The 26850-nt window shown below is 70.4% G+C and carries 17 protein-coding genes; 2 read left to right on the plus strand and 15 right to left on the minus strand.

The window, feature by feature from the left end:
* Positions 1 to 4 precede the first annotated feature (4 nt).
* Both HA073_RS01340 and HA073_RS01345 read right to left on the minus strand, forming a co-directional pair.
* The gene (locus HA073_RS01340) at positions 5 to 1174 is read right to left on the minus strand and encodes an alkaline phosphatase PhoX (protein WP_166455523.1); all 1170 of its coding nucleotides are present in this window, start codon (positions 1172 to 1174) and stop codon (positions 5 to 7) included.
* Between the two features lie 104 nt (positions 1175 to 1278).
* Entirely contained in the window at positions 1279 to 1698 is a 420-nt protein-coding gene (locus HA073_RS01345; RefSeq protein WP_064447060.1) for a hypothetical protein, read from the minus strand.
* A gap of 66 nt (positions 1699 to 1764) precedes the next feature.
* On the opposite strand from HA073_RS01345, the gene HA073_RS01350 reads away from it, so the two are divergent.
* Complete coding sequence (locus HA073_RS01350; RefSeq protein WP_166455524.1) at positions 1765 to 3375, plus strand: NAD(P)/FAD-dependent oxidoreductase; 1611 nt, start codon at positions 1765 to 1767, stop codon at positions 3373 to 3375.
* Positions 3376 to 3431: 56 nt separating this feature from the next.
* Here the strand turns inward: HA073_RS01350 and HA073_RS01355 are convergent, their stop codons facing one another.
* A complete protein-coding gene (locus HA073_RS01355) occupies positions 3432 to 4070 on the minus strand; it encodes a TMEM175 family protein (RefSeq protein ID WP_051611534.1) in 639 nt (212 codons plus the stop codon).
* Between the two features lie 107 nt (positions 4071 to 4177).
* On the minus strand, positions 4178 to 5746 hold the full coding sequence (locus HA073_RS01360; protein ID WP_166455525.1) for a Rieske 2Fe-2S domain-containing protein: 1569 nt from the start codon (positions 5744 to 5746) through the stop codon (positions 4178 to 4180).
* 247 nt (positions 5747 to 5993) lie between these two features.
* Here HA073_RS01360 and HA073_RS01365 point away from each other — a divergent pair, with 247 nt between their 5' ends.
* Positions 5994 to 6218 carry a hypothetical protein gene (locus tag HA073_RS01365; protein ID WP_082931019.1) on the plus strand — a complete coding sequence of 75 codons (225 nt, stop codon included), beginning with the start codon at positions 5994 to 5996 and terminating at the stop codon, positions 6216 to 6218.
* A 69-nt stretch (positions 6219 to 6287) separates the two neighbouring features.
* Here HA073_RS01365 and HA073_RS01370 read toward each other — a convergent pair whose 3' ends face one another.
* The 11 genes from HA073_RS01370 to HA073_RS31070 all read right to left on the minus strand — a co-directional run bounded on the left by HA073_RS01370 (position 6288) and on the right by HA073_RS31070 (position 26801).
* The gene (locus tag HA073_RS01370; RefSeq protein WP_069089228.1) at positions 6288 to 7478 is read right to left on the minus strand and encodes a DivIVA domain-containing protein; all 1191 of its coding nucleotides are present in this window, start codon (positions 7476 to 7478) and stop codon (positions 6288 to 6290) included.
* Positions 7479 to 7500: 22 nt separating this feature from the next.
* Complete coding sequence (gene rlmN / locus HA073_RS01375; RefSeq protein WP_104113933.1) at positions 7501 to 8646, minus strand: 23S rRNA (adenine(2503)-C(2))-methyltransferase RlmN; 1146 nt, start codon at positions 8644 to 8646, stop codon at positions 7501 to 7503.
* A 104-nt stretch (positions 8647 to 8750) separates the two neighbouring features.
* Positions 8751 to 10091, minus strand: coding sequence for a phosphatidate cytidylyltransferase (locus HA073_RS01380; RefSeq protein ID WP_166455526.1), 1341 nt, complete (start codon positions 10089 to 10091; stop codon positions 8751 to 8753).
* A 251-nt stretch (positions 10092 to 10342) separates the two neighbouring features.
* On the minus strand, positions 10343 to 10900 hold the full coding sequence (gene frr, locus HA073_RS01385) for a ribosome recycling factor (RefSeq protein ID WP_043325889.1): 558 nt from the start codon (positions 10898 to 10900) through the stop codon (positions 10343 to 10345).
* Between the two features lie 87 nt (positions 10901 to 10987).
* A complete protein-coding gene (pyrH, locus tag HA073_RS01390) occupies positions 10988 to 11755 on the minus strand; it encodes a UMP kinase (RefSeq protein ID WP_043325891.1) in 768 nt (255 codons plus the stop codon).
* 158 nt (positions 11756 to 11913) lie between these two features.
* Positions 11914 to 12741, minus strand: coding sequence for a translation elongation factor Ts (gene tsf / locus HA073_RS01395; protein WP_064447054.1), 828 nt, complete (start codon positions 12739 to 12741; stop codon positions 11914 to 11916).
* A 130-nt stretch (positions 12742 to 12871) separates the two neighbouring features.
* Positions 12872 to 13723, minus strand: coding sequence for a 30S ribosomal protein S2 (rpsB, locus tag HA073_RS01400; protein WP_043325892.1), 852 nt, complete (start codon positions 13721 to 13723; stop codon positions 12872 to 12874).
* Positions 13724 to 14053: 330 nt separating this feature from the next.
* Complete coding sequence (locus HA073_RS01405; RefSeq protein ID WP_166455527.1) at positions 14054 to 15118, minus strand: hypothetical protein; 1065 nt, start codon at positions 15116 to 15118, stop codon at positions 14054 to 14056.
* Between the two features lie 599 nt (positions 15119 to 15717).
* Positions 15718 to 16185 carry an SUKH-3 domain-containing protein gene (locus HA073_RS31230; RefSeq protein ID WP_084789514.1) on the minus strand — a complete coding sequence of 156 codons (468 nt, stop codon included), beginning with the start codon at positions 16183 to 16185 and terminating at the stop codon, positions 15718 to 15720.
* A 3-nt stretch (positions 16186 to 16188) separates the two neighbouring features.
* Positions 16189 to 23166 carry an RHS repeat-associated core domain-containing protein gene (locus HA073_RS01415; protein ID WP_205795757.1) on the minus strand — a complete coding sequence of 2326 codons (6978 nt, stop codon included), beginning with the start codon at positions 23164 to 23166 and terminating at the stop codon, positions 16189 to 16191.
* Positions 23167 to 23273: 107 nt separating this feature from the next.
* Entirely contained in the window at positions 23274 to 26801 is a 3528-nt protein-coding gene (locus HA073_RS31070) for a LamG domain-containing protein (RefSeq protein ID WP_166455529.1), read from the minus strand.
* Between the last annotated feature and the right edge of the window lie 49 nt (positions 26802 to 26850).

Here is a 26850-nt window from a genome sequence, read left to right on the forward strand (position 1 = left end):
GGCGTCAGCGCCGGAACGGGCCGCGCACCTCGTACGTGATGCCGCCGGCGCCGGCCCGGGCGCCGCTGGTGCCGCGTTGAGACGAGAAGTAGAGGCGGCTGCCGTCCGGCGAGAACGCCGGCCCGGTGATCTCCGACTCGGACTGCCCGAGCAGCCGCACGAACGGGGTCACCACACCGGCGGGCGTGATCACGTTGATCTCCATGTTGCCGCCGTCCTCGGCCACGTAGAGGTCGCCGCCGGCGGTGCCGGTGATGTTGTCGACGCCGGTCAGCGGCGCGGCGCCGGCCGGCACCAGCGAGTCGTCGTACGCGAGGTCGAGCCGCTGGTTCACCGCGTCGTACGCCCACACCCGGTTGTCGCCCTTGGTGGTGAACCAGCAGGTGTCGTCGGCGTACCAGCAGCCCTCGCCGCCGTCGAACGTCTGCGCGGCGCCCACCTGGTGGCGGGTGGGCACCGGGAACCCGTCCCGGTCCGGCAGGTCCCGCCAGGTCACCGGGCCGGTGACCTGGCCGTCCGGGGCGCAGAGCACCTGCACCCGGCCGGTGCGCAGGTCGCCCCAGGTGTCCGGCACGAACCGGTAGAAGCAGCCGTCCGACTCGTCCTCGGTCAGGTAGACCACCCGCCGCCGCGGGTCGCAGGCCGCCGCCTCGTGCTTGAAGCGGCCCATCCGGGTCCGCTCCTCGCCGGCCCGGCCGCCCTCCGGCCAGGTCTCGAAGACCCGGCCCAGCGGCACCTCCTCGCAGGACAGCCACGTCCCCCACGGGGTCGGCCCACCGGCGCAGTTGACGTTCGTGCCGCCGAGGATCCGGTACGCGGCGGCGATCGCGCCGTCGGCGGCGAACCGTACCGCCGACGCGCCGCCGACGAGCGGCACCTCCGAGTTGGAGACGTAGATCCAGCCGTCGCCGGACGGGAAGCAGGCGCCGCCGTCCGGCGCCGGGTGCCAGGTGTACGAGGTGCCGGCGACCCGCTGCCCGGAACGCGCGATCACCCGGCTGGTGAAGCCGGCCGGCAACTGGAGACCGTTGACGTCGGCGGACAGCAGGTCGCCGTACGGGCCGGGGCCGGGCTGGGCGGGCTGGGCCGGTGCGGCCGCGGCGGCCCAGAGACCACCGGCGAAAGCGGCGGCGCCGCCGACGGCTGTGGCACGCAGGACGGTACGACGATCCATCGGGGGTTACCTCCCGGAGGCGGCGGGTGTCCCGTCGACGGTAGGACGGAAATGCATCGACAACTGCCACTATAAGGTGAACGCCCGGTGACGGCCGTCCGGCGTCAGAGGCCCTCGACGTACCGCTTCGCGTCGGCGAGCGACATGTGCGTGTGCTCGCGTACCACCTTGATCGCCTGGATCTTCTCGCCCCGGTGCAGCAGCCGCGCGGCCTCGGCCCGCACCGCGTCGTCGACGCCCTTTCCGGGCACCGGAGGGCCGGGCGACCAGGACCCGCCGGCCGCCAGCGCGTCCACCGCCTGCTTCGCCTCCAGCAGCGACAGGCCGGTCTGCTCACGCAGCACCTTGACCGCCTCGACCCGGCGCCCCGCGTGGATCAGGCGGAGCACCTCGGCCTGCCCGCCGCCGGCCGGGCGATCCGGGGCGACCAGGTCCCGGGGGCGGTCGCGCCGCAGCACGAGCAGGAGCAGGAACACCACCACGACGAGCGCCACCGCGAGCGCGATCTGGACAGCCGGAGACATGCCGGGAACGGTAGCGCCCCGCTGCGAACCCTCCCGCCCGTGCCCGGCCGCCGCTAGGGTCGCGGCATGAGCGAACGCACCGGGAGCGACGCGAGTGAGCTGCCGTCCCGCGCCGACGTCGTGGTGGTCGGCGCCGGGCACAACGGCCTGGTCTCGGCGATCCTGCTGGCCCGCGCCGGCCTGGACGTGCTGGTGCTGGAGGCGTCCGGGGCGATCGGCGGCGCGACCCGCACCGAGAACCCGTTCCCGAAGGTGCCGGGGCTGCGTCACTCCACCGGGTCGTACCTGCTCGGGCTGATGCCCCCGGAGCTGCTGGCCACGCTCGACGTGACCATCCCGGTACTGCGCCGCGACCCGCACTACTTCCTGCCCACGCCGGGCGGGCTCGGCTCGCCGTACCTGCTGGCGGGCAGCGACGTGGCGGCGAGCCGGCGGCAGCTCGCGGAGATGTTCTCCCCCGCCGACGTGGCAGCCGACGACGCGCTGCACGCCGAGCTGGCCCAGCTGCGGGAGGATCTCGCCCCGGCGTGGCTGGCCGAGCCGCTGCCGGTCGAGGAGACCGCCGAGCGCTACGTGCGGCCCGCGCTGCGGCAGGTCTTCGTCGACCTGGTACGCGGCTCGGTGGCCGACCACCTGGCCCGCTTCGACTTCCGCTCCGAGCTGCTGGTCAGCATGTACGCGGTCACCGACGGCCTGTCCGGGCTCAACGCCGGCCCGGACGACCCGGGCACCGGGCACAACTTCCTGGTGCACAACATGTGCCGGCTGCCGGGCGCGGACGGCACCTGGATGATCACCCGGGGCGGCATGGGCACGGTGTCGCGCACGTTCGCCGAGGCCGCCGTGCGCGCGGGCGCGCGGATCGTGGCCGACGCGCCGGTCACCGCCATCCGGCTGACCGGGGGCGCCGCCGCCGGAGTGACACTCGCCGACGGGCGGGAGGTGGACGCCCCGGTGGTGCTCGGCGGCTGTGACCCGTACCGGCTGATGGAGCTGCTGCCCGACGGCGCGCTCCCGGCGGAGCTGAACGCGCGGATGGCGGCGGTCCGCCGCCCCGGCACCACGCTCAAGCTCAACCTGGCGCTGACCGGGCTGCCCCGCTTCTCCTGCCTGCCGGCGGACGCGCCGAGCCCGTTCGGGTCGACCATCCACCTGCTGCCCGGCTCGGCCTCGCTCGTCGGCGACGGCGGCGAGTCGCCGATGGCGGCGCTGCGCGGCATGTGGGCGGACGTGCGGGCCGGGCGGCTGCCGGACGAGCCGACGATCGAGTGGTACCTGCACACCACAGTCGACCCGTCGCTGTCCGACGAGGCGGGGCACCACTCGTCGGCGCTGTTCGTACAGTCGGTCCCCTACGAGCTGGCCGGCACCACCTGGGACGCGGCGCTGCCCGGCTACGTGGAGCGGCTGCTCGCGATCTGCGAACGGTACGCCCCGGGCGCCGGTGACCTCGTCGCGGACGCGGTGCCGCTGCCGCCGCCCGGCATCGAGGCGCACTTCGGCATCACCGGCGGGCACATCCACCACGTCGACAACACGGTGTCGTTCACCGACCGGATGCCGTACGCGACGGGTGTGGACGGCGTGTACGCGGGCAGCGCCGGCTGCCACCCGGCGGGCAGCGTGATCGGCGCGGCCGGGCACAACGCGGCCCGCCGCATCCTCGCCGACATGTAAGGAAGGGCCCCTTATTAACGCCTCCGGTAGAGGAAGGGCCCCTTCTTAACAACCGCTCACGGCGTGTCGGGCGCCTCCTGGCCGGCGGGCGGGAGATCGCCCGGACCGCGCACCAGGTAGACGCCGACCAGCAGCAGGTACGCCAGCAGGCTCAGCAGCGGGTCGATGAACACGATGGCGAACGCGACCAGGTAGAGCAGCGGGCCGAGCCGGAACCGGCGGGCCACCGCGCTCGCCAGCCTCGGGTCCAGATCCGCGTGCAGCAGCCCGCGGCGGCGCGCCCACCACCAGCTCAGGTTGAAGAAGAGCGCCTCGCCGAGCACCACGCCCACGTACAGCGCGGCGGTCAGCCGCTGGTCGCGTACGGTGCCGCGCAGGTTGTCCGCGAGCAGGTCGGCGGTGAACGGGATCGCCGCCACGAACATCAGCAGCAGCAGGTTCAGCACCAGCAGCATCTGGTCGACCCGGCGGACGTAGCGCCACATGTTGTGGTGGGTCAGCCAGACCTGGCCGACGATGGCGAAGGTGATCACGTACGCCAGGTAGGCCCGCCACTCCTGCACGAGCACCGCGGCCAGCCCGTCGTCCTGCGGCAGGTCCGGGTCGAACGCCAGCAGCTCGACGGCCATCAGGGTGAGCACGATGGCGATCACCGCGTCGCTGAACGCCTCCACCCGCGAGGCGTCCCGCGCCATCTCGCTGCCGCGCCCGAACCGGTACACCGGTTCCCTGTCCGCACCCGTCACGCCGCCCCCTCACGACCGATGGTCGCGTGCCGGGGGCGGCGTGCGGGGCGAAACCGTCAGACGGCCGGCGTCGAGGTCTCCGCGTCCGCGCGGTGCGCCCGGATCTTGTGCCCGACGCTGGTCAGGCAGCGGCCGCTGGCCAGGTCGAACTTCCAGCCGTGCAGCTGGCAGGTCAGCTGGTCGCCGTCGACGATGCCGAACCGGCTCAGGTCCGCCTTCAGGTGCGGGCAGCGCCGCTGCACCACCCAGCCGTCGAGCGTGATGTCCTCGGCGTCGACGGCCCGCTCGTGCTCGTCGTACCAGCCCTCGGCGTACTGGAGGCGCTCCTCAGAGAGGCACTTGAAGAAGGCGTAGACGAACTCGTTGTACTGGCCGATGCGGGCCGCCGAGAAGCGGCACGACAGGAACAGCGAGTTGACCCAGTCGACCTCGCCGATGTGCAGCAGGTGCTCGATGAGCGCCCGCTCGGTACGGAAGCGGTAGCGGACCTTCTCGTCCGCGTACGGCCGGACCTCCTTGCCCGGGAAGTCCACCACGATGGATTCGACCTCGGAGCCGTCGTAGCCGACCAGGTCGAAGCGGACCGGCCCGCCGACGCCCTTGGCCAGGTAGATCGACTCGTCCAGCAGCGGCTCGATCCGGCGCTTCATCTCACCCAGCACGTCGACCTCGGGGTGCCGCCAGGACGCCTTCTCGGCCTCGATGACGCCGCGCTTGCGCTCCCGCATCTCCTCCAGGTGGGCGACCTTGTTCGCGAAGAACTCCTCCACCGGCACCGGGTGCGTGGTGGTCGCGCCCTCGGTGGTGATCTCCGAGACGCTGCCCGGCAGCAGCACGATGCCGTTGGTGCCGCCGACCTTGGCGTACTCGGACAGGAACACCGACTGGTCGGGGAAGATGTTGCCCTCGTCGCCGAAGATGTCGTTGAACTGCCACAGCTCGTCGTCGAGGAAGCACGGCGGGCCGGCGATCGGGAAGACGTGGTCGGCCTTCAGGTCGTCGATGTAGCGCCACGTGCGGTCGAACTGCCGGTCCCGCTTCTGCTTGCCGAACGCGGTCTTCGCCGACTGCGGCAGCTCGTAGACCATCGGGTACCAGATCGCGCCGGAGAACTGCAGCATGTGCGCGTGCACGTGGCCCAGCTCGGCGAAGACGCTCAGGTCGGTCGGGCGGGCGTCGTTCTGGTTGAGCAGCCGGACGCCGTCGTACTCGACCCAGAGCGAGGAGTCGCCGATCGGGCCGTCGGTCGGGCTGGTCAGCGCCTGGATCATGATCTTCAGGCCGCCGGGCAGCTCCACGACCTGCTCGTTCGGGGCCTTGAGGAACTTGGTGAAGCCCAGCTCCCGGAACTCGTCCTCCATCTCCGAGGTGGGGAACTCGGGGAGCAGGACGGTGGCGTCCTTGGACACGAAGTCGCGCAGGTGCTTGGCGTCGAAGTGGTCCCGGTGCAGGTGCGACACGTACAGGTAGTCGACCTGACCGAGGGTCTCCCAGTCGAGCAGGGAGTTGTCCGGGAAGGGGAACCACGAGGCGAAGTAGGCGGGATTGACCCACGGGTCGCACAGGATGCTGCCCGCGGCCGTGTCGATCCGCATGCTGGCATGGCCCGTACCGGTCACTCGCACCGCAGTCCCCCTCAAAAAGGCATCAGGTGTACGTCAAGACGCTACCGGAGGCAGTGTGCTCGCCGTCCCGCGACGCCGGTAGTGCCCAACCGCCCCGACCCGGACGGGACCTACGGCCCGGGTCATGCGACAACCACGCTGTCGCCCGCCCGGGTCATCAAGCGCACCGGAGGCCGGACCCTGCGCCGGGGCCGGTTGAGGGCGTGCCAGACTGATCGGAGATCCGATCGCGAGGGAAGGACCGACAGTGGCAGGAGACGAGCCGGTAACCGCGCCAGATCAGCACAAGCCCGGGCACCGCAAGTCCGGACGGATCGGCGCGTTGCTGTCGGCGCTGGTCTTGGTTCTGATGGCGCTCTGCGGGATCGAGGAGGGCCGGGTGGAGCACATCTGGCTGTTCGGGATCGCCGGGCTGCTGGTCGCCATCGTCATCGGCGACGCCGTGCTGCGCCGCAACGGCCTGCGGTCCTGACGAGCGGCGCAAACGGTACGCGGAAGGGCCCACCCCTCGCGGGGTGGGCCCTTCGTCGTCGGGTGCGGGTCAGCGGCCGAGCAGGATGTCCTGCACGTCCTTGAGCGCGGCGTCGACCTCGGCCTCGAAGTAGCCGCCGGGCACCAGCCCGAAACGCAGCGTGTCGAGGTCCTTCGGGTTCACCGGCATCGGGTTGCGGCCCTGCATGCCGCCGAGCAGCGTGTCGAAGAACCGGTCGACCTGGTCCGGGTCGTACCCGCTGCCGAACCGGCGGACCTGGAAGCTGCGCCGGATCTGGTCGACCCGGTAGAGGTCGCTGCCGGGCGGGCCGGCCATCGGCGGGCCCACCATCGGCGGACCGGCGACCGGCGGGGTCACCAGCGGCGGGCCGGTCATCGAAGGGCCGGGGCCGTAACCCTGGTCCGGCGGCCCGTAACCGGGCTCCGGCGCGCCGTAGCCCTGCTGCGGCAGCGCGGGCGGGCCACCCGGGCCACGACCACGCAGCTCACGCTCGGGCATGCGGATCTCGGCGGTCATGTCGGCACGCCCGCGCCGGCCGGCCTCGAAGCCGTCGAAGCGCTCCTCCTGGCCGTACCCGCCGGGGCCGCTGTCCTGGCCGTACCCGCCGCTGTCCTGGCCGTAGCCGCCCGGACCGGTGTCCTGGCCGTACCCGCCGGGGCCGCTGTCCTGGCCGTAGCCGCCGGGGCCGGGCGGCAGGCCACGCGGCGGCGGGCCGCCGTGCCCGATCGGCGCGCCCGGGCCCATCGGGCCGGGGCCGCCCGGGCCACGCGGGCCGTCGTAGCCACCGCGCGGACCGTCGTACCCGCCGGCGAACGCGCCGGTCGGCTCGTCGTAGCGGCTGCCGTAGCGGTCGGCGGGCGGGCCGGGCTGGGCCGGCATCTGCCGGGGCGGCATCGGCGGCTGCGGCACTGGCGACATGCCCCTGTCGTCGCGCATCGGCGGGCCGAGCCGGTCGGGAATCCGGGGGTCGCCACCGCGCCCGGCGGGGGCACCACCGCGCTCCTCCAGCTCGGCGAGCTGCCGCTCGACCCGGTCGAGGTGCAGGTCCACCTGCCACTCGTCGTAGCCGTTGAAGCGGACCCGGAAGACGACGTCGTGGACCTCCTGGGAGGCCACGGGCGCGCCGACCGGCTGACCGGCGAGTGTCGCCTCGACCCGGTCCAGGAAGGCGTCGACCTCGTCGACCTTGTATCCCCGGCGGAGCGCCTTACGCCGGAAACGCTGACCCTGACTCGCCACTATGTCTCCTGGTCTCGTACCGCTACGCCGTTGCCGCGCGTGAGTCGCCGTCCGTGTCCCCGGCGGCGGCGAGCTGGCCACACGCCCCGTCGATCTCGCGTCCCCGGGTGTCCCGCACGGTGGTCGACACCCCGGCGTCGCGCAACCGCCGGACGAACTCCCGCTCGACCGGCTTCGGGCTGGCGTCCCAGCGGCTGCCCGGAGTCGGGTTGAGCGGGATCAGGTTCACGTGGGCCAGCTTGCCGGCCAACAGCCGCCCGAGCAGATCTGCTCTCCACGGCTGGTCGTTCACGTCCTTGATCATCGCGTATTCGATGGACACGCGACGCCCCGTCGTGGCCGCGTAGTCCCACGCCGCGTCCAGCACCTCGGACACCTTCCAGCGCTGGTTGACCGGGACGAGTTCGTCGCGCAGCTCATCATCGGGGGCATGCAGCGACAACGCAAGGGTCACGGAGAGGTCTTCGCTGGCCAGTCGCCGGATCGCCGGGACCAGCCCGACCGTGGAGACGGTGATGTGCCGCTGCGACAGGCCCAGGCCCTCCGGCGCCGGAGCGACCAGCCGGCGGATCGCCGCCACCACCCGCGAGTAGTTGGCCAGCGGCTCGCCCATGCCCATGAACACCACGTGCGACAGCCGCGGCGGCGAGCCGGACACCGCGCCGGAGGCGGCCACCCCGGCCAGGTAGACCGCCTGGTCGACGATCTCGGCGGTGGACAGGTTGCGGGTCAGGCCGGCCTGGCCGGTCGCGCAGAACGGGCAGGCCATGCCGCACCCGGCCTGGCTGGAGATGCAGACGGTCACCCGGTCCGGGTAGCCCATCAGCACGCTCTCCACGAGCGAGCCGTCGTGCAGCCGCCAGAGCGCCTTACGGGTCGCGCCGTCGTCGCAGGCCAGCTCGCGTACCGGGGTGAGCAGGGTGGGCAGCAGCTCACCCGCCAGCCGCTCCCGGGTCGCCGCCGGCAGGTCGGTCATCCGCTCCGGGTCGCGCACCAGGCGGCCGAAGTAGTGGTTGGAGACCTGCTTGGCGCGGAACGCCGGCTCGCCCAGCTCGGTGACGAGCGCCTGCCGGCCGGACAGGTCCAGGTCGGCGAGGTGGCGCGGAGGCATCGAGGGTCGGCGGCCGCGGGCGTCGGGGTCTACGGAGATCAGCGGGAGACTCGTCATGGCGCGTCCAGTCTGACACGCTCCCGCCCGGACGCACCCGTCCGTACGTGTCGAATCGCCCCCGGCCGCCCGGCCCGCCGCGGGTCTCCGCCGTGACGCATACCTCAGCTCACCACCGGGACGAACACGGCGAGCAGAAGGTAGGCCACCGGCACCGCGAACAGGATCGAGTCGAGCCGGTCCATCAGACCGCCGTGCCCGGGCAGCAGGTTGCTCATGTCCTTGACGCCGAGATCCCGCTTGATCATCGACTCGGCGAGGTCGCCGAGCACCGCGGAGACCGAGATCGCCATCCCGAACAGCGCGCCCCACCAGGGCGCCACGTCGAACAACACCCACAGCAGCACCGCGCTGCCCGCCGCCGCGGCGGTCACCGAGCCGGCGAAGCCCTCCCAGGACTTCTTCGGGCTGATCGTGGGCGCCATCGGGTGCTTGCCGAACGACACGCCGGCCGCGTACCCGCCGGTGTCGGAGAGCACCACCGCGACGAGCGTCACCAGGACCCGCAGGTGCCCGTCGCCCGGCGCCGCCGCGAGCATGGCCGCGAACCCGGCGAGGAACGGCACGTACACCGCGATCAGGGTGGCCGCAGTGAGGTCGCGCTGGTAGTTGCCCGGCCCGTCGCCCAGCCGCCAGATCATCGTGCCGAGCACCGTGACCAGCAGGCCGAGGCAGAGCGCGTCCGGGCCGGCGACCCACGCCAGGCCCACCGTGATCACGCCACCGGCGACCAGCGGCGCCAGCGGCGGGTGGGCGCCGCTGCGGCGTACCGCGCGGGCCATCTCCCAGATGCCGATCCCGACCGCGGTCGCCAGCACGGCCAGGAACGCCGGCATGAAGAAGAACAGCGGCACCACCACCGCGGCGCCGAGGGCCACCCCGACGCCGATCGCGGCCGGCAGGTTGCGCCCCGCCCGGGACGTCGTCGGCGTGGTGGTCGGCGGACGCTCGGCGCTCGCCCGCCGTCGCCCCCGACCCCGGCGACCGGGCGGCGGCTCGGGCTCGGGCTCGTCGCGTACCGCCGGGATCTGGTCGGTGGGCTCGTCGCGCACCGGCGCGATCTGCGCGGTCGGGTACTCGTCGTCGCGGGCCGGCGCACCCCACGGGCCGCGGCGCTCCGGCCCGTCGGGCCGGCCGCGGTCGCCGGCCGGCGGTCCGTCGTACCGGCCCGGTCCGTCGTGGCGCCGACCGCTGTTCGGGTACGGCCCGGCGTACGTGTCCGGGGCGGCGTACGTGTCCGGGGCGGCGTACGTGTCCGGGGCGGCGTACGTGTCCGGGGCGGCGCCGGGGCGGGCGTAGCCGCCCGGCTCGGTCGGGTGGGTGGGCGCCGCCGGAGCGGGCCGCCAGGGGCCCGGCTCCAGATCGGTGTCCGGCCAGGGCAGAGCGGGGGCCGGACGGTCCCAGCCACGCGGCTCGGTGCTGCCGTAGGGGTCGGGGTGGGACATCACGCACCGGCAGCCGGTACGAGAGCCACCACATGACGCAAGACCAAAACCATCCCCTACCGGCGTGAGACTTCTGTTGACCGACCGACGGCCGGGCGACCCCCGCCGTTCACCCCGTGGTGGCCGGGAATCGTGCCGAGCCTACTGCACCCGCCGGAGCCCCGAGGGTCTGCGCCGCCGGGCACGACGACGGCACCGGGCCGCCGCCCGTGCGGGCGACGGCGGCGGTGCCGTGCGGGGTACGCGCGCGCTCAGACCTCGAGCAGCTCGTTCTCCTTGTGCTTGACCAGCTCGTCGACGGTAGCGACGAAACGCTGGGTCAGGTCGTCCAGCTCCTTCTCCGCGCGCCGGCCCTCGTCCTCGCCGACCTCGCCGTCCTTGACCAGGCGGTCCAGCTCCTCCTTGGCCTTGCGGCGGATGTTGCGGACGGCGACCTTGGCCTCCTCGCCCTTCTGCCGGGCGACCTTGATCATCTCCCGGCGCCGCTCCTCGGTCATCTGCGGCAGGACGATGCGGAGCTGGTTGCCCTCGTTGTTCGGGTTGGCCCCGAGGTCCGAGTCGCGGATCGCCTTCTCCATGGCGCCCAGCTGCGAGTTGTCGTACGGCTTGATGATCACCATGCGGGGCTCGGGCACCGCGATGGAGGCCATCTGCGGCAGCGGGGTCGGGCTGCCGTAGTAGTCGATGACGATCCGGGAGAACATGGCGGCGTTGGCGCGACCGGTACGGATCCCGCCGAACTCCTCCTTGGCGTGCTCGATGGCACGCTCCATCTTCTCCTCCGCCTCGAGGAGGGTGTCGTCGATCACCGGTCTCCTCGCCTCCTTCTGTCGCTCGTCGTGGGTAGTGCGGGTGCCGCCGTGGCAGAGGGACCGCTTGTCGATCCGGCGGGCCGGTCAGGCGGTGATCAGGGTGCCGATCTTCTCACCGGCGACGGCCCGGACGATGGTGTCGTCGCCCTGGGCGCCGAAGACCAGCATCGGCAGGCCGTTCTCCATGCAGAGGCTGAACGCGGCGGCGTCGGCCACCCGCAGGTTACGGCGCAGCACCTCGGAGAAAGTGATCGAGTCGAGCTTGCTCGCGGTCGGGTCGATCCGGGGGTCGGCGGTGTACACCGCGTCCACGCCGTTCTTGCTCATCAGCACCACGTCCGCGCGGATCTCCAGCGCCCGCTGGGCGGCCACGGTGTCGGTGGAGAAGTACGGCATGCCGGCGCCCGCGCCGAAGATGACCACGCGGCCCTTCTCCAGGTGCCGGATCGCCCGCAGCGGGATGTACGGCTCGGCGACCTGGGCCATGGTGATCGCGGTCTGCACCCGGGTCTCGATGCCCTCCTTCTCCAGGAAGTCCTGGAGGGCCAGGCAGTTCATGACCGTGCCGAGCATGCCCATGTAGTCCGCGCGGGCCCGGTCCATGCCCCGCTTCTGCAGCTCGGCGCCGCGGAAGAAGTTGCCGCCGCCGACCACCACGGAGACCTGCACACCACGGCGTACGACGGTGGCGATCTGCCGGGCGATGCCCTGCACGACGTCGGGGTCGACACCGATCGCGCCGCCGCCGAAGACCTCACCGGAGAGCTTCAGCACCACCCGGCGGGACCGACCGGGAGGAGGCGCGGTCGGATCCTCCATCGCCAGGCTCCGGTCACTCACAACCTGCGTCATCCGCCCCGCCCCTTCTCCCCGCGCATAGCGCGGGCGTCGCGTACGTGCCCTTGCCGACCCTATGTGACGAGGAGGCCGCGGTGCCTGTCGCGTACACCGGCGGCCTCCTCGTCGACGTTCTCCCCTGTGCCCGGGCCCGGAAGGCCCGGCGCGGCGGCTCAGGCCTGGCCGACCTCGAACCGCAGGAAGCGGGTCACCTCGATGCCGGCGTCGGCCAGCACCTGCTTGACGGTCTTCTTGTTGTCGGCGACCGACGCCTGCTCCAGCAGGACGAAGTCCTTGAAGAAGGCGTTCACCCGGCCCTCGACGATCTTCGGCAGCGCCGCCTCGGGCTTGTTCTCCTCGCGGGCGGTCTGCTCGGCGATGCGCCGCTCCGACTCGACGGTCTCGGCCGGCACCTCGTCGCGGGTGAGGTACTTCGGCCGCATCGCGGCGATCTGCATGGCCACGGCGCGCGCGTCGGCGTCCGCCGCCTCGTCGTTCTTGCCGGTGAACTCCACGAGCACGCCGACCGCCGGGGGCAGGTCCTGGCTCTTGCGGTGCAGGTAGACCGCGGTGGTGCCGTCCAGCTTGGCGAAGCGGTTGAGCACCAGCTTCTCGCCGATCTTGGCGGACTGCTCCTGGATCAGGTCGGCCACGCTCTTGCCGTCGATGCTGCTGGCGAGCAGCTCCTCGGCGTTGGTGGCGCCGCTGGCCACGCCGTGCTCGACGAGCTGCTGGGCCAGCGCGATGAAGGCGTCGTTCTTGGCGACGAAGTCCGTCTCGCAGTTGAGCTCGAGCAGCGCCTGGCCGGAGTGGGCGACGAGCCCGTTGGCGGCGGTGCGGCCGGCCCGCTTGCCGACGTCCTTGGCGCCCTTGACGCGCAGGATCTCGACGGCCTTGTCGAAGTCGCCCTCGGCCTCCGTCAGCGCCTTCTTGGAGTCCATCATGCCGGCGCCGGTGAGGTCGCGGAGCTTCTTGACGTCCGCGGCGGTGAAGTTGGACATGACTCTCTCTTCGGTGTCAGTGAGGTGGTCTGGGGTGCTGGTTACCCGGTTCCGGGCCGGTGCTGCCGCCCGGCGTACCCGTCGCGCCCCACCGCCGGGAATCGCCGACGGTGGGCACGCGACGGCGAGATCACTCGGCGGCGGCGGTCGCCGGCTGCTCGGCAGCGGCGGCGGCGGGCTGCTCGTCGGCCTTCTTCGGCTCCTCGAGCAGCTCACGCTCCCACTCGGCCAGCGGCTCGTCGGCGGCGACCTGGCCGGCCTCGGGCTTCTCGTCCGCGCCCCGGTTACGGCCGGAGCGGGCGATCAGACCGTCGGCGACGGCGGCGGCGACGACCTTGGTCAGCAGCTCGGCCGAGCGGATGGCGTCGTCGTTGCCCGGGATCGGGAAGTCGACCTCGTCCGGGTCGCAGTTGGTGTCGAGCACCGCGATCACCGGGATGCCCAGCTTGCGGGCCTCGTCGACGGCGATGTGCTCCTTCTTGGTGTCGACGATCCAGACCGCGGCCGGGAGCTTCTGCATGTCCCGCAGACCACCGAGGGTCTTGGTGAGCTTGATCTTCTCGCGGGAGAGCTGGAGCGTCTCCTTCTTGGTGTAACCGGCGGCGGTGCCGCTCAGGTCACCCAGGGCCTCCAGCTCCTTCATCCGCTGCAGCCGCTTGTACACGGTCTGGAAGTTGGTCAGCATGCCACCGAGCCAGCGGTGGTTGACGTACGGCTGGCCGACCCGGGTCGCCTGCTCGGCGATGGCCTCCTGGGCCTGCTTCTTGGTGCCGACGAACAGGATGCTGCCGCCACCGGCGACGGTGGTGCGGACGAACTCGTACGCCTTCTCGATGTAGTCGAGCGTCTGGCGCAGGTCGATGATGTAGATACCGTTGCGCTCGGTGAAGATGAAGCGCTTCATCTTCGGGTTCCAGCGCCGGGTCTGGTGCCCGAAGTGCACACCGCTTTCCAGCAGCTGACGCATGGTCACGACGGCCATGGTGGGTTACTCCTACTGTGTCCCTGGTTGTCCGTCCGGCCGGCGGCCGGACGCCTGGCGCCCGGTCGGCGGCCGGGGTGGGCCCGGGTGAAGAACCGGGACCAGGGAGGCCGTCGCCCCACGGAGGAGACCGTGGAGAGGGCACGCGAGGTCGACCGCACGAGGCGGTCGCCAGTCGACCAGTGTACGCGCCCTGTCCGCCGCACGGCCCTCGGGTGCGGGAGGCGGCCTTGCTCAAACCTTGATCGACTCCGGTACGGCGAAGTGGCGGTGTCAACCTGCCTGTGACACCGCCACTTCGGCGTACTGGTTCAGCGGTCGTCCACCCGCTCAGCCCGCCGCGAGGGCTGCGGCGAGGAAGAGGACCAGCCCGACCGTCAGGTACGCCGTCGGCGGGCGCAGCCAGCCCCGGCTGCCGTCGGCGAGCGCCAGCCCGCCGGTACGCAGCCCGTACAGGCCGGTTCCGAAGATCGGCAGCCCGACGGTCAGGAACATGCCCACCACCACGTGCGACGTCGACACCGGGTCGCCGAACAGGCCGTGCAGCAACACCCGTACCGCCGGCACCTCCAGCACCAGCACCATCACCGCCAGCAGCACCGCGAGCGCCGGACGCCGGGTCCGGTAGACGCCGTCACCGGGCGGCGGACCGTCCGGTCGTGGCATGAGTGCCGGCATCGGGCCGGTCGGCATCTCCAGCGGATTCGGGGTCGCCGCCGGCTCGGCCGGACCGGCCGGGCGCTCACCGATCCGCAGCGGAGTCGCCTCGCCGGGGTTGAGCCGCGCCGCGGCCGACGGGTCCGTCCCACCGGTCACCGGCGGCTCGGCCGACCGGCCGGTGTCCACGATCGGGTAGCCGCCGAGCGGCCCCGGACCGGCCTGGCCGGCAGCGCCGCCGAGGGCCAGCGCGTTACCGCCACCGCGGGGATCGGCGTTGTGAGCGGCCAGGCCGTACGGGTCGCCGCCGGTACGGGACGCGCCGTCGGAGGCCGGGGTGCCGAGCGGGCTCGCCGGCACCGCGCTCAGCGGGTTGCCGTGTGCGGCGGTGCCGAGCGCGTCCACACCGCTGCGGGACACCGCGGCGAGCGAATCGTCCGCGGACTCGCGGGCCGCCCGCCGCCCGGCACGTGACCCGGGCAGCTCACCGGAGACCTCCGGGTCGTCCGGCCGCTGCGACCGCCAACTGCTCGTGTCGTCCACCAGCGGGTCGGCGGCGGAGTACCGGCCCGGCTCGGCGTACCGGCTCTCACCGGCCCGCTGCTCCGGCGTGCGGTAGTCGTCGTCGCGGTAGCGGGGCTCACCCGCGGCGCGCCAGTCCGACTCGTATCCGCGGTCGCCCCATCGCGACCCCTGCTCATCCTCGGGATAGCTCCGTCGTCCGTCCACGACCGGCACGGTATGCGACCGGCTCCAGCCGCGCCATTCGGGTCTGGTGGGACATCGTCCCAGCTCGCACGGACTATCTCGCGTCATCGGATCGTCGCATCTCGTGAGTTGGGCGCGACGGTCGCCTAGTGAGGCTCGACGCCTGCTGGCACTCGCTACCGTCGAACCCGCCCCGCTGAGGTGCACCACTTGACCGATCCGCAGGCCGCCGACCAACGGGTGCACCAAGAGGCCACGTAGGGCCGAACGGGGCAAATCTTCGGCCACGACGGACATGCCCCCGTAACGCCGCCCCCTCAGCGACCCACCTCTTCGTGGCAGCCAGCGGAAGCCAGGGCACTACTCAGCATGTCACCCTCACCCCGATGAGACACAACCGAAGACGCGCCGGCACTCAGGGCAGCGTTGGCATGGGAAGCCGAACGCCTCCTGCCCGCGGAGTAGCTAACTGGGGCAGCCCACTCCACAACCGGAGGCATTCGTCTCCACGCCCACTCACGTTGCGCAGCAATAGCATAGCTGTGAGTTGTGGCGGTGGCGGCTTGGACGCATCCAACCACTCCGGGCATCCTGAGCGGGAAAGCTCAATAAGCCCCGCCGCCACAGGCTCACTGAGCCGCCCAGTCGCCCAAGAAGGATGGGCGGACTCCATTCTTCATCATCGAGAACATGTCGTTCCGACTATTCCCATATCGGTAGACCGAGGAATCGAATCCCGCGTAAAACCTGCCATCACTCCCTGAATATATGGTCAAATGAAAGCTGTCGACTCCAACTGGCATGAGAGCGACGCCAGCCACTGTCGCACAGCGCCGGGATATCCTCGCGTCCCGCACTGTACATACGGCCGACGGTTCAAACCGAGTCCAGCTGGCAATCCTTTCCCCAGCGATGAGGAGGGTTGGAGGATGCTCAACCGTCAGGCCGATGTATTGACCCAAGAATGCGTGACCCTCCTCGTGACACTCAAATCCTGCCCGCTTCAGATTCGCCGCGACAACTTCTATTTCAGGCAACCCGCCAGCCGCCCTCGAATTGGACGAGCCGAGGAACCCGAACAGTTCTGCTTCATGCATAGTTCACCTTGACAGGTCAGTCGCTCCACGCCGCACGAGGACGCTTTGACAGGATAGGCATGCCGCCTCCGAGACACCAGTTGCATTGCGAACAGTCAAGAACTCGATGTCACTCAAACGTAGCGAGCGTCCGGCTCGAGCCTCGAACGCCGCTCCGTGCTCTGCGATAAGAGCGTTGCAAGCCCGAATCTCCGCGCAGTTGTCGGCCCCTCGGCCCGCAATCTGCCCGCCATCCGCAAGAGCGGAATCGATCTCGGGCTCGAAATAGGCTGGACGGGACGAATGGCCAGAGTGGCCGATCGAAACCATGTCGGTCCCTCGAAACCGGGCTGCGGCAGTCATCGTGGCGTCTTCGGGCGCTGATCGCGCTGCGGCTCTAGCCTCAGATCCGCAGTTGTGCACGAGTACCGGAGTGTTGCCGGCCACCACATAGTACGTGTGGACGACGGAGACCGTCAGGTCGCGCATCACCTCGCTGCCGCTGAAGTTGCGGACCTTGACGACGTTCACCGTCGACCCGTCCGCCGCGAGCAGCCCTTCGGCGGCCTTAAGCTCACCCGCGCCGACCCACTGCTCGCGGGTGACGCTCCAGAACGGGTGGTGCTGCGTGGTGTCGATCGTCGACACAGCGCCCTTGCCGTCGCGGACGACCAGGTCGGTCAGGGCGTCGTCCCGGTTGATGTGCAGCTTTTCCACCGTCTGGGCACTGGTGGCCCCGCGCTCGGGGTCGTGGGCGAGGACCTGGTCGCCCTCACGCACCTCGGCGATCGGCTGCGTCGTCCCGTCGGCCATGAGGACCGGGGTGTCCGGCGAGAAACTGTGTGTCGGGCAGCCGCCCTTGGAGCTGGGTGCGCCTCCGCCGTTGTTTCCGCCGGTCTTGCCCTTGGCCGGCGCGACGGGCTCCTTTTTCGGAGGTTCGGGCGTCTTCGGTGCCGGTGGCCGCGGAGTCTCCCGGATCTCCTTCTTCAGCAAGGCCATCTCTTTGGCCTCGGCCGCCGGGTTGATCGACGGGGGCTTGCCCCACCTGATGCGCGCCACGACTGCGCCGGCCTTGTCGGCTCCCCAGTCGATGACCTTCTTGCACCACCTGCCGAGCTTGCAGGCCCAGTCGAGTCCGGGCACGACCGAGACGCCGGACAGCGCGGCCTCCCGCCAGTTTCCTTCGGTGGCGTAAATGACCGCGTTGACGCCGTCACATCCCGCGCCCAGACCGATGAGGAAAAGGCCACACGCCTCAAGGGACTCGTGCGTCTTCTGTCGGCCGGTCTTCTTCGTCGGCCCCCCACTGCCGTCGTTGCGACTGGGACCATGGCCCTGGCCGGTCTTGCCCTCCGCGTAGTTCTGGCACGCATAGCCCCCGAGGCCGCTGCAAACAACAATGTTGTTGGCCGTCGGGTTGAGGTACTCGGGGATGATCAGACCGCTCGGGTCGCTGAACGTAACCGGGTTGTTCGACGCGTAGGCGTAGGCGGACAGCTGCTGTGGGTTGCCCGGGTCGTTGATCGGGTCGACCGAGATGAACCGGCCGATGGTCGGGTCGTATTCACGGGCTCCGAGATGGGTCAGGCCGGTGGGATCCTGATAACCACCGAGGAACCCCTGTTGGTTGGGCCAGGTAACCGCCGCACCCCGGGGCGACCCGTACGGCGTCTGACGGCGCTGGGTGATGGTCTGGTTCGTGTCGTTGGCGACGCTGACCTGCGAGGTCCCCTGGTGGTCACTGGCCAGCCAGGTGATGCCGGTGACGGTGCGCTGCGCGACCACCTCCCCGCCGAACGAGTAGTAGCGGGTGGCCGTCACCTGCCCCGTGGTGCCGTTCTTGCGGATTTCCTGATCCCCGAGGAACAGGGTGCTTCCGGTGGGATCGGTGGCGATGAGCCGGTTGCCGCCCGCGTCGTAGATGTAGGAGCTGGTGCCGGTGCTGTCGGTCACCGAGGCCAGGTGCCCCTCGACGTCCCAGGTGAGGGCTTGCTGCCCGGACTTGCCGGGCCGGCTCTTCGTGTTGCCGGCCTCGTCGTAGGTGTACGAGCCGGTGGTGGTGCCGGTGTTGTCGGTCCGGCTCCACCCGTTGAGCCGGTGCGACTGCGGCGTGCCCGCCGTCGGGTAGGAGTAGGACGTCGTCACCGTCCCCGTCGGGGTCCCGCGCTCGATCTGGGTGCGACGGTTGCCGATGCGGCCCTCCGGGTCGTTCGGCGCGCCGAACGACCACTGCTGCCAGTACGGTGCCGGGCCGCCCAGTTGTGTCTCGGTCTGCGGTTTCGCCGTGCAGTCGAAGGAAGCCGGAGTCCACGCCTCGGTGAGCCGGCGCTGGTGGTCGTAGGTGAAGCACTGGGTGTCGCGGGGGCGGGCACCCGTGTTGTCATCGATCTTGGTGATGTTGCCGCTGGCGTCGTAGTCGTAGAACGTGTTCAGCACATACGAGGGGGCGACTGAGCGGGTCACCGAACTGCTGCTGACCCGGCCCGTGGTCTCGTCGTACGAGTTCTTGCTCTGGACCGACTTCGCACCCGTCAGCGCGGTGGCGCGGGTGATGGTGTTCAGTTCGTGCAGGTCGCTGTAGCCGGCGTCGACCACGTAGTAGGTGGCGTCGATGTAGTCGGTCGCCAACCGGTCCAGCATCGCGTACGTGGTGTCGTACTTGTAGTTCAGCACCTCCTGGTCGAGGCCACCCGCGGCCGGAATGGTGAGCGTGTTGGGTGAGCCATCGCCCAGGAAGGTCGCCTTGGACGTGAAGCTACAGGTGACCTTGCCGATACCGCAGAAGCCGGCCTGCGACGCCGGGAGGGTGAGCTTGGTCTGCGTCGTGTTGTACATCTTGTCGACAGTCACGACCTCGGAGCGGTACTCCTCGGACCCGATCCACCGCGACGACGACGTGGCGATGCCCTTGACCGGCGAGTCGTAGGTCAACTCCGTGCGCTTCTGCCCCGTCAGGCTGCCCTCGTGGGTGGTGCGTAGCCGTCCGACCTCGTCGTAGGCGTACCAGAGGTCAGGCGTGTCGGGGCGGGAGTCGGTAGTCCTCTCCAACTCCCCGAGGGTGTTGTACTTCCTGGTGGACGTGCCGGCGTCCGGGTCGCTCGACGAGATCAACCGGCCCTGGATGTCGTAGGCGTAGGACCAGGTGTTGCCGGACGGGTCCTTGACGGTGGCCAACTGCCCCACCGGGTGGTAGGTGTACATGGTCTCGTCGTAGGTCCCGGTGGCGGTCCGCCCGTGGTACTGCCAGAGCTTCTCCGTCCGGCCGTACGGGTCGGTCCATACCGTGGTGGCGGCCTGCCCGACCGGAGGCTCCACGGTGACGTGGTCACCGTGATACGTGGTCGAGGTTCTGGCCTTCTCGACCTGGACGCTCGCGACCGAGCCGAGAAGCAGGGAGTGAGTCTGTCGGCCGGCGTTGTCGTAGATCGCCTGGGTCTGGCTCGGCACGTCCTGGTCGAGCCGCGATCTGATGGTCGAGGTGTCGATCGCGCCGGAGTCGTAGTAGGCCGAGTTGGACTTGTAGATGCGACCGGCCGCGTCGTAGAACGTCTCGGTCATGATCCGGCCGCTGCGATGGGCCGGTTCCTGCGTCTGCCGCTGGCGGCCCAGCGCGTCGAAGATCATGTACGAGGTGTCGCTACCACCGAGAGCGTTCACCGCGGTGGTCACCACGTACGACGGCGCCGTCTTCGACAGCGTGTAGGCATAGCTGGTCGACGGCGTGGTGGGGTTGTTCGCCCGCTGCCGGTTGGGCAACCACACCTGGAGGGCGCGGCCCAGGGCATCGTAGGTGTACTCGGTGACGTAGTTGTTGACGTCGGTGCTCTTGAGCGCGAGGCCGGTGGCCGGGTCGAGGTCCACCGTCGTGGTCCACTGCAACGGGTTGGTGGTCGTCCGCTGGGTGACCGGCCCACCGGTGGCCGGGACGTACGCGGTCGTCGTCTTCTTCCCGGCGATGTCGGTGACCTCGGTCGTGCGGCCCCGAAGGTCGTACTTGGCTGTCCCCACCTGCTGGTAGGTGCGGTTGCCGCCGGCAAAGTCGACGATCTTCTCGCTCGCGGTGAGCAGCCCCTTGTCCGGCGCCGTGCCGTACGCCTGCCCGTCGTAGCTGAACCGGACGTCACCGAGGATCTGGTTGGTGTCGGTGGGCGTGGTGGAGCACGCCCCGACCCAGCCGTGGATTCGCTTGACCGGCGTGAGCAACCACCGGTTGGCGTTGCGGATGTACTCGGTCTTGCTGCACCGCTTGTCCCCGGTGGCGCCGCCGTCGGGGCTGTCCTCCTGGGTGGTCGGCATGCCGTAGGCGTCGAAGTCGGTGGTCGACGTGCTGCGCCGCCAACCGGAGTCCGTGGCGGTGCGGGAACTCACCGTGCGTACCCGGGTGTACCGGGATTCGGCGACTGGGCTTCCCGCCCGGGTGGCCGTCGCCTCGGAGCGCCACATCGTGTATACGGTCGCGGACAGGACGTTTCCGTCCAGCCAGGTGATCGTCTCGCGGGGCGAGCCGCTGAAGTGGTCGTAGTCGTTTACCGCCCCGCCTTCCAGACCCTGGACTTGCGTCGTGCGGGTGCTGCCGTTGGCGAGCTTGTCGCCGTACATCCCTCGGTAGTAGAGGGTTTCGGTCTTGGTCCGCGCGGGGCCCTCACCGACGTAGGTCACCACGCGGGGGAAGCCACGCCACTGCGACCAGGTACGGCGGTCGTTCGGAGTGATGCCGGTGTCGTCGTCGTGGTGCCACAACGCCTCGTTGTTGGTGTTGAGGTACTCGTACGCGGTGCGCAGCGGCCTCGACCCTCCGGTGGGGTCGATCTGCTGGACCTCCTCCACGACGTACTTGTGGAAGAAGTCGGTGACCTTGTCCCTGCCGTTGGGTGCCCACTCGACCGGATAACAGAGCAGTTTGTTCTTGTCCAGCGCGTCCTTCGAGGGCATCACGCTGCCGCGGACGCATTGCGGCTGCTTGTAGGTGACGAAGATCTGCCCGCCGGTCTCCAGGGTGATCAGGTTGACCCGGTGCCAGTTCATCGCCAGGGCCCAGTCGCTGCCGCCGGCGTCCACCCGGTTCGGCATCTGGATGCCGGAGAAGGTCACCTCCGGCGTCGTGATCGTGCCACCGTTGAGACCCTTGTGGGTGATGCCTTCGAGCCAGAGACCGGCCCTCGTGCCGTCACCGGGGTCGAGGAACGCGTGGCGGAAGGTCCACGAGTCCGCCTTCTGGTAGGCCGAGGCGGACGCCTTCCACGCCTTGGTGGTGATCTCCGTGGTGCGCTTTGCGGACCAGAACGTGGGAGAGCCGTTGGTGCACGGGTTGGTCGAGGCGGTGCAACTCTGGTCCCAGGGAGTGTCCGGCCAGTTCGTCGCATTCTTCGTGGTGCAGTTCTGCAGACACCGGTCCACGTTCGTGAACTCGATACGTCCCGGCACGTTCTCGATGTACGGCGACGTGGCGGCGTACTCGTTATCGTCCCGGTTGTCGCTGCCGTAATCGATGCGGGTCAGGTAGCCGGCCCGGTCGTAGACGACGGGCGTCGTGCCCGTCAGGTTCTTGGCGTAGTAGTTGGTCTCCTTGGCCCACCAGTAGGACATGGTGTTGCCGTGGATGTCCTGGACGTAGTCGAGATTCCACCGCCAGGCCTGCGGCTTCCCGTTGCAGTCGGAGGCGGCGAAGGTGCCGGCGTTGCAGGGTTCGCCCGGGTTGTTGCCGTACACCGGGACGGTCAGCACGGAGTTGGTCGTCGGACGGCCGGTGGCCCAGCCGGGAAGCCGGTGACGTCCGAACCAGTACTGGGTGCCGTCGGTGCCGGTGACCTTCCAGTATTCGTTGTCGTTGTCGCCGTTGGCGTACGCCGACGCGGTGAGCAGCTCGACCTTGGTTCCGTTCTCGCTGCGGGGGTGCCAGGTGCCGTCGCTGCCCTTGAGCAGTTCGACGGTGCTGCCGTTGAGCGACATGACGGCGTTCTCCGGGCCCCAGCACAGGTCACCGGTCTTGACCGTGTTGTTCGCGTTGCCACCCATGTCGTCGGCGCACGCCTTGTAGCGCCGCTCGACGAAGCCGGGGGAGAACTCGAAGCCCTCCCCGAACAGGCTCGGCTGGTTGTTGGTCGCCGCGTGCCGACCGTCCACCGACTGCGACGAGTAGCCGAGGCCGAGGGTCGGTTCCGGTCCGCCGGGGCCCGGCGGGACACGCATCGGGTACGACCACTGGAAGCTGCCGGTGGCACCGCTGTGGCTCCACGACGACGTGGAGGCGAGGCTGGAAGCGGCGAAGTCGCCGGCTCCACCGGACGGGCCGGCGGTCAGGGCGAAGACCGCGGCGGCCTGGGCCTCGGGCACCGACACGGTCGTGGTGACCGTCCGGGTCCGCACGTCGTTACGCGAGTTCAACGGCGTGCTGCGGCAGTCCGCTGCGGCGGGGGTGCTCAGGGCACAGTCGGGCAGCTGCGCCAGCCGCAGTCTCGACGCCCAGTCACCGCCGTACGCGGTCGCGAAGGCGGCGTAGTCGATACCCACCTCGACCGGGCCGGCCGCCCGCACCCCGTCAGTGCGTCCGAGGCGTACCAGTAGGCCGTTGATGCCGGCCGCTTCGGCCTGGGCCTTCGGCAGGACCTCGACCCGGACCTTGGCGGGCGCGGCCACCGCGCTTCGGTTGGCCGAGGACGCGGTAGCCGGCCGGACCGTGACCGGCAGCGACCCGGCCCGGCTCGGTGTTGCCGCTGCGCCGGCGGTCGCCGCCAGTGACACCTCGGCGGAGCCCGCCGTTGGCCAGACCGGTGCGGGGCGCCGCACCTTGGCCGCCGCGGCGTCCTTGTCGGGAATCCGCTTGCTGGACGCGGCCTTGTGCAGCGGGGCGGAGGAGTACCGCTGCGGGTCTAGGTGGTAGGCCTGCTCCGGCCGCTCCGCGCGGGCCGGCAACTGGCCACCGAGCGTGGCGGCGAGGACCGTGGCCAACCCCGCGACGAGGGTACGACGGGCGCCCCGTCGCACCGCGACGCTGACCCGCATCCCCCCACCGCCTGGTTGCGGCCGGCCGGATCGATCGATTCTCATTTCTGCCCTTCAAGAACGAGAGGTTGCCGCACCTGCGTTGCGGACGGGACCGGAGACCCGGGTCAGTCGGTTGCGGCGAACGCCGCCTGGACCTCTGCGGCGCTCAGCGCGCCCTGCCATACCTGGACACGGTCGATGTCACCGTTGAAGTAGTCGGTGGGCGCCCCCCACCTGCCTCGGCCGACCGCCAGCCCGCCTGTTCCGTGCCACGGGTTGAAGGTGGGGGTGAGCTGACTGAACAAATTGCCGTCCACGTAGAGGCTCATCGTCCGGCTCGTGGCATCCTGCACGGCCGTGAGGTGCGTCCACTGGTTGACGAGGCAGGTGCTGCCGGTCACGTAGAACCCAGGCGCGGAGGTCAAGTCGCCGGAGCGGAGCATGATCGACCACTTCGACCCGTTCGCGTCGGTACGACAGCTCAGGAACGAACTGGAGATGTTCACACCGTCCTGGGCGATCACCGTGCGGGCGCCCGCGCCGCCTGCGAACCGCACCCACGCCGAGACGGTGTACGACTGGTCGGTGCGCAGCACCGGACCGCTGGTCTGTGCGGCACCCGAGATTCCGTCGAAGCGCAGGGCAGTCGATCCGTTGAAGCCCTCCGTGGTCCAGTTCGCGGCCGGTGCCGGACCGAGAGTCAGTGGCGTCCGGTAGTCGGAGGAGTCTCCCGATTCCCTCGGCTCGTCCTGGTCGTCACTGTCCATGTCCCACTGGCCGACCCGCACAGGGGCCACGATCTCGGACAGGTCCGTCTCCGGGTCGATGACCCGGTCCCAGACCCGGGCCTCGCTGATGGCGCCGTTGATCCAACCGGTCGGTGCCCCGTTGCGCGCAGCACCGATCATCAGCGGCCCGGACGCGGACCACACGGAGGCGTTGGCCATGCCCACGCCCTTGCGGACCCCGTTCACGTACAACGAGAGCTGGTTGGTCGAGCCGGCATCGTAGACACCGGCGAGGTGTACCCACACGCCCGGTTGCACCGGCTCGGTACCGCACGCGGGTGACGGGGTCGCCAGAGCGTTCACCGTGTCCGATGCGTAGCTGACCCAGCACCATCGCTGCTTCGCCGGATGGTACTGGAGTTCGAACGGGCTCTTGTTCGTGCCGACCTGCGCCATGACCACCCCACCGACCACATCGGCGCGGACCCAGGCAGCGAAGGAGAAGCTGCGGGTGGTGTCGATGACCGGGCCTGTGGTCGCGGCCTGATCGTCGCCGTCGAACTTGACCGCCCAGTCCTTGCCGCTTCGCCGGCTCGTACCCAGCACACGCGAGTCCGCCCAGGCCGGGGACGGGCTCATGGTCGCCACCGGAGCGCCCTCGACCTTGTTGTTCAGGATCAGACCGGTTCCCTCATCCATCGCCCAGTGCGCGACCGGACCGGACGGGTCGCCTGCCAGGAAGGCGTAGTCGTAGGGGGCGGACGAGTTCCCGGCCTGGTCGCGGCTGCGGACGGTCAGCACGTTCTCATGCCGCAGCGTGGGCGTCGCCACCGTGGTGGCGGTGCCGCCGAGACTGCTGGCACGGACGACCATCTCCGGACCACCGTTCATCTGGTAGACGTAGTCGTATACGTCGGCGGCGCCGTTGGCCGAGAAGGTGAAGCGCCCGGTGTAACCGACCGATCCCCGCAGGTCCTGGTTCGTGCCCCGGGGCGGCGACTCCAGGTAGAGGCCGTCGGCGGCGACAACCCCGGGGGTCGCCTCGGGTGCGGAGTAGTCGACGGAGAACTCGCACCACGGGGACGCCGTGGAGGAACCGCCGAGGGTGTCCTTGGTCTGCACCTGCCACCGGTAGATCTCGCCGTTGACCGTCTTCGCGGACAGCTGCAACTCGGCCTTGGCTCCGGGCGCGACCCCGGAATCGGTCTTGGGCCAGCCGGACACGTTCGTCCAGGTGCCACCCACCAGCTTCTGGAGGGTGAAGACGCCGGAGAGGCTGCCACCACCGCTGCCGTCCGGGTCACTGACCGTCGCCTTCAGCCACGGGAAGTCCGAGCGCACTGCCGGCCGTGACGTACCGGTCACACACGCCTGCCCCGGAGCGGTGTAGCCGGCGTGGGTCGACAGTTGTGCAGCCGTCGGGGTGTTGGGGTTGGTGTTGTACTCCACCGTCAGCTTGGTCTGCACAGGGTCGAACTTCTTCCACCAGTTGCTCGTCGACTCCGATGTGCCGTCGGACTCGCGGGTCGACAGCGCCAGCGTGTAGATCTCCTGGCCCCGGTTGGCGCTGATGTCGGCGGTGACGTTCGGGCTGGCGAACTCCATCGGCTGGTCCGGCTGGGGGTCGTCGGGGCAGCCCTCACCGGTGGATGGCTTGTGCGCGTGCCCGGACCGCTTCTCCAACCACTTGGAGAAGCTCGGCCCGGACCAGGTCTGCTTGCCCGTGGTCGCCATGTCGGCCGTCCGCCAGAGGTTCACTGGGGTGTTGCCGCAGTCCCACGAGTGCGTCATCTCCGTCAGGAACTTGGCGCTGCGGATGGTCTTGCCGGACAGCGACGTGAGCTTGAACGAGAAGTACGACCGGTAGGTGCCGGACCCCTCGGGGTCCCGGCCGACGCGGGCCACACCGTCGTTGCGGGTCGCGTTGTTGGTGCTCGAGTAACCCCACCGGGTCTTCTCGATTGTGCTCCACGGATCGATGACCACTGGGTAGACCGTGTTCTTGCCCCGCAGCAGCGCCTGGTCCGGCACGATGACCAGGTCGTCGCCCTGCACCCGGGTCGGAATTTCCGCCTTGCGCGCGTGGTCCGGCGCGACCCGCAACGACTCGCGCCGGTCCCAGGCGGCGAAGTCGGCTGCCGCCCGGCTCGTCCCCGCACGCGCCTTCGGCGCCACCCCGGCCGAATCCCACATCAGCGCACCGCCCGCGGACAGCATCGGGCTACCGGTCGGGTCGACCACCTCGAATCCGCCGCCGGCCTTGGACCGCTTGGTCAGCGACCCCGTCGTCCGCAGCGAGAAGCGCAACTCGTTCAACATCGGGTTCGCCGCGGCCTGCGCGGACTTCACCACGAGCGCCCAGGTGAACCCGTCGCGCAAGGCCCGCAGCCGCAGGTCCACGTCCGGCAGCACCGAGGCGTAGACGGCGGTGTCGCCGTCGAGCGAGGGGGCCGGGAGCTCCCCCGGCCAGGACAACGACACCTGCCCGTCGGCCACCGGCAGCCGAATTGCCGGTGCGCTTCCGCCCTGGCTGAACGTCACGTCGGCCAGCGTCGCCACGGGCCCCAGCGAACCGTCGGCTCGCCGTTCGAGCCGGGTATCGATCCGTTGCCACGAGTTGTTGTTGCGAGTCTTCGTCCACTGCGGCTCCACGTATGACTCCAGCACCAGGTTGCCCTGGGGCGTGGCGAGCACACGTGAGTTCTCGCTCTTGAGGCTGGTGACCTCGACCTGCATCTTGAGCTTCCTGGCCTGCGCCAGCGCGTCGACCTCGCCCAGCACGGGTGCGTCCGGGGACGCCGGCGGTTCGGCCACCGCTGGCGACGGCAGCAGGGTCGGGCTGCCGACCGCGATCAGGGCCAGCGTGACGACTGCGGCGGCGAAACCGCGACGACGCCACGCGAAAACCGATCCAGGTGCTCTCACCTAGACACTCCTCATTGCGTTTTGGCACGTCAGAGGGCCGTGCGGGGCA

It is taken from the genome of Micromonospora sp. CMU55-4 (assembly GCF_011602315.1).
In the GTDB taxonomy this organism is placed as follows: Bacteria; Actinomycetota; Actinomycetes; order Mycobacteriales; family Micromonosporaceae; genus Micromonospora; species Micromonospora chalcea.

Coding starts and splice junctions, on each gene's coding strand:
- HA073_RS01345 (WP_064447060.1), bottom strand. CDS start 1,698: ATGTCTCCGGCTGTCCAGATCGCGCTCGCGGTGGCGCTCGTCGTGGTG.
- HA073_RS01355 (WP_051611534.1), bottom strand. CDS start 4,070: ATGGCGCGGGACGCCTCGCGGGTGGAGGCGTTCAGCGACGCGGTGATC.
- HA073_RS31230 (WP_084789514.1), bottom strand. CDS start 16,185: ATGCATGAAGCAGAACTGTTCGGGTTCCTCGGCTCGTCCAATTCGAGG.
- rpsB (WP_043325892.1), bottom strand. CDS start 13,723: ATGGCCGTCGTGACCATGCGTCAGCTGCTGGAAAGCGGTGTGCACTTC.
- HA073_RS01380 (WP_166455526.1), bottom strand. CDS start 10,091: ATGTCCCACCCCGACCCCTACGGCAGCACCGAGCCGCGTGGCTGGGAC.
- HA073_RS01415 (WP_205795757.1), bottom strand. CDS start 23,166: ATGCGGGTCAGCGTCGCGGTGCGACGGGGCGCCCGTCGTACCCTCGTC.
- rlmN (WP_104113933.1), bottom strand. CDS start 8,646: ATGACGAGTCTCCCGCTGATCTCCGTAGACCCCGACGCCCGCGGCCGC.
- HA073_RS01340 (WP_166455523.1), bottom strand. CDS start 1,174: ATGGATCGTCGTACCGTCCTGCGTGCCACAGCCGTCGGCGGCGCCGCC.
- HA073_RS01350 (WP_166455524.1), top strand. CDS start 1,765: ATGAGCGAACGCACCGGGAGCGACGCGAGTGAGCTGCCGTCCCGCGCC.
- pyrH (WP_043325891.1), bottom strand. CDS start 11,755: ATGACGCAGGTTGTGAGTGACCGGAGCCTGGCGATGGAGGATCCGACC.
- tsf (WP_064447054.1), bottom strand. CDS start 12,741: ATGTCCAACTTCACCGCCGCGGACGTCAAGAAGCTCCGCGACCTCACC.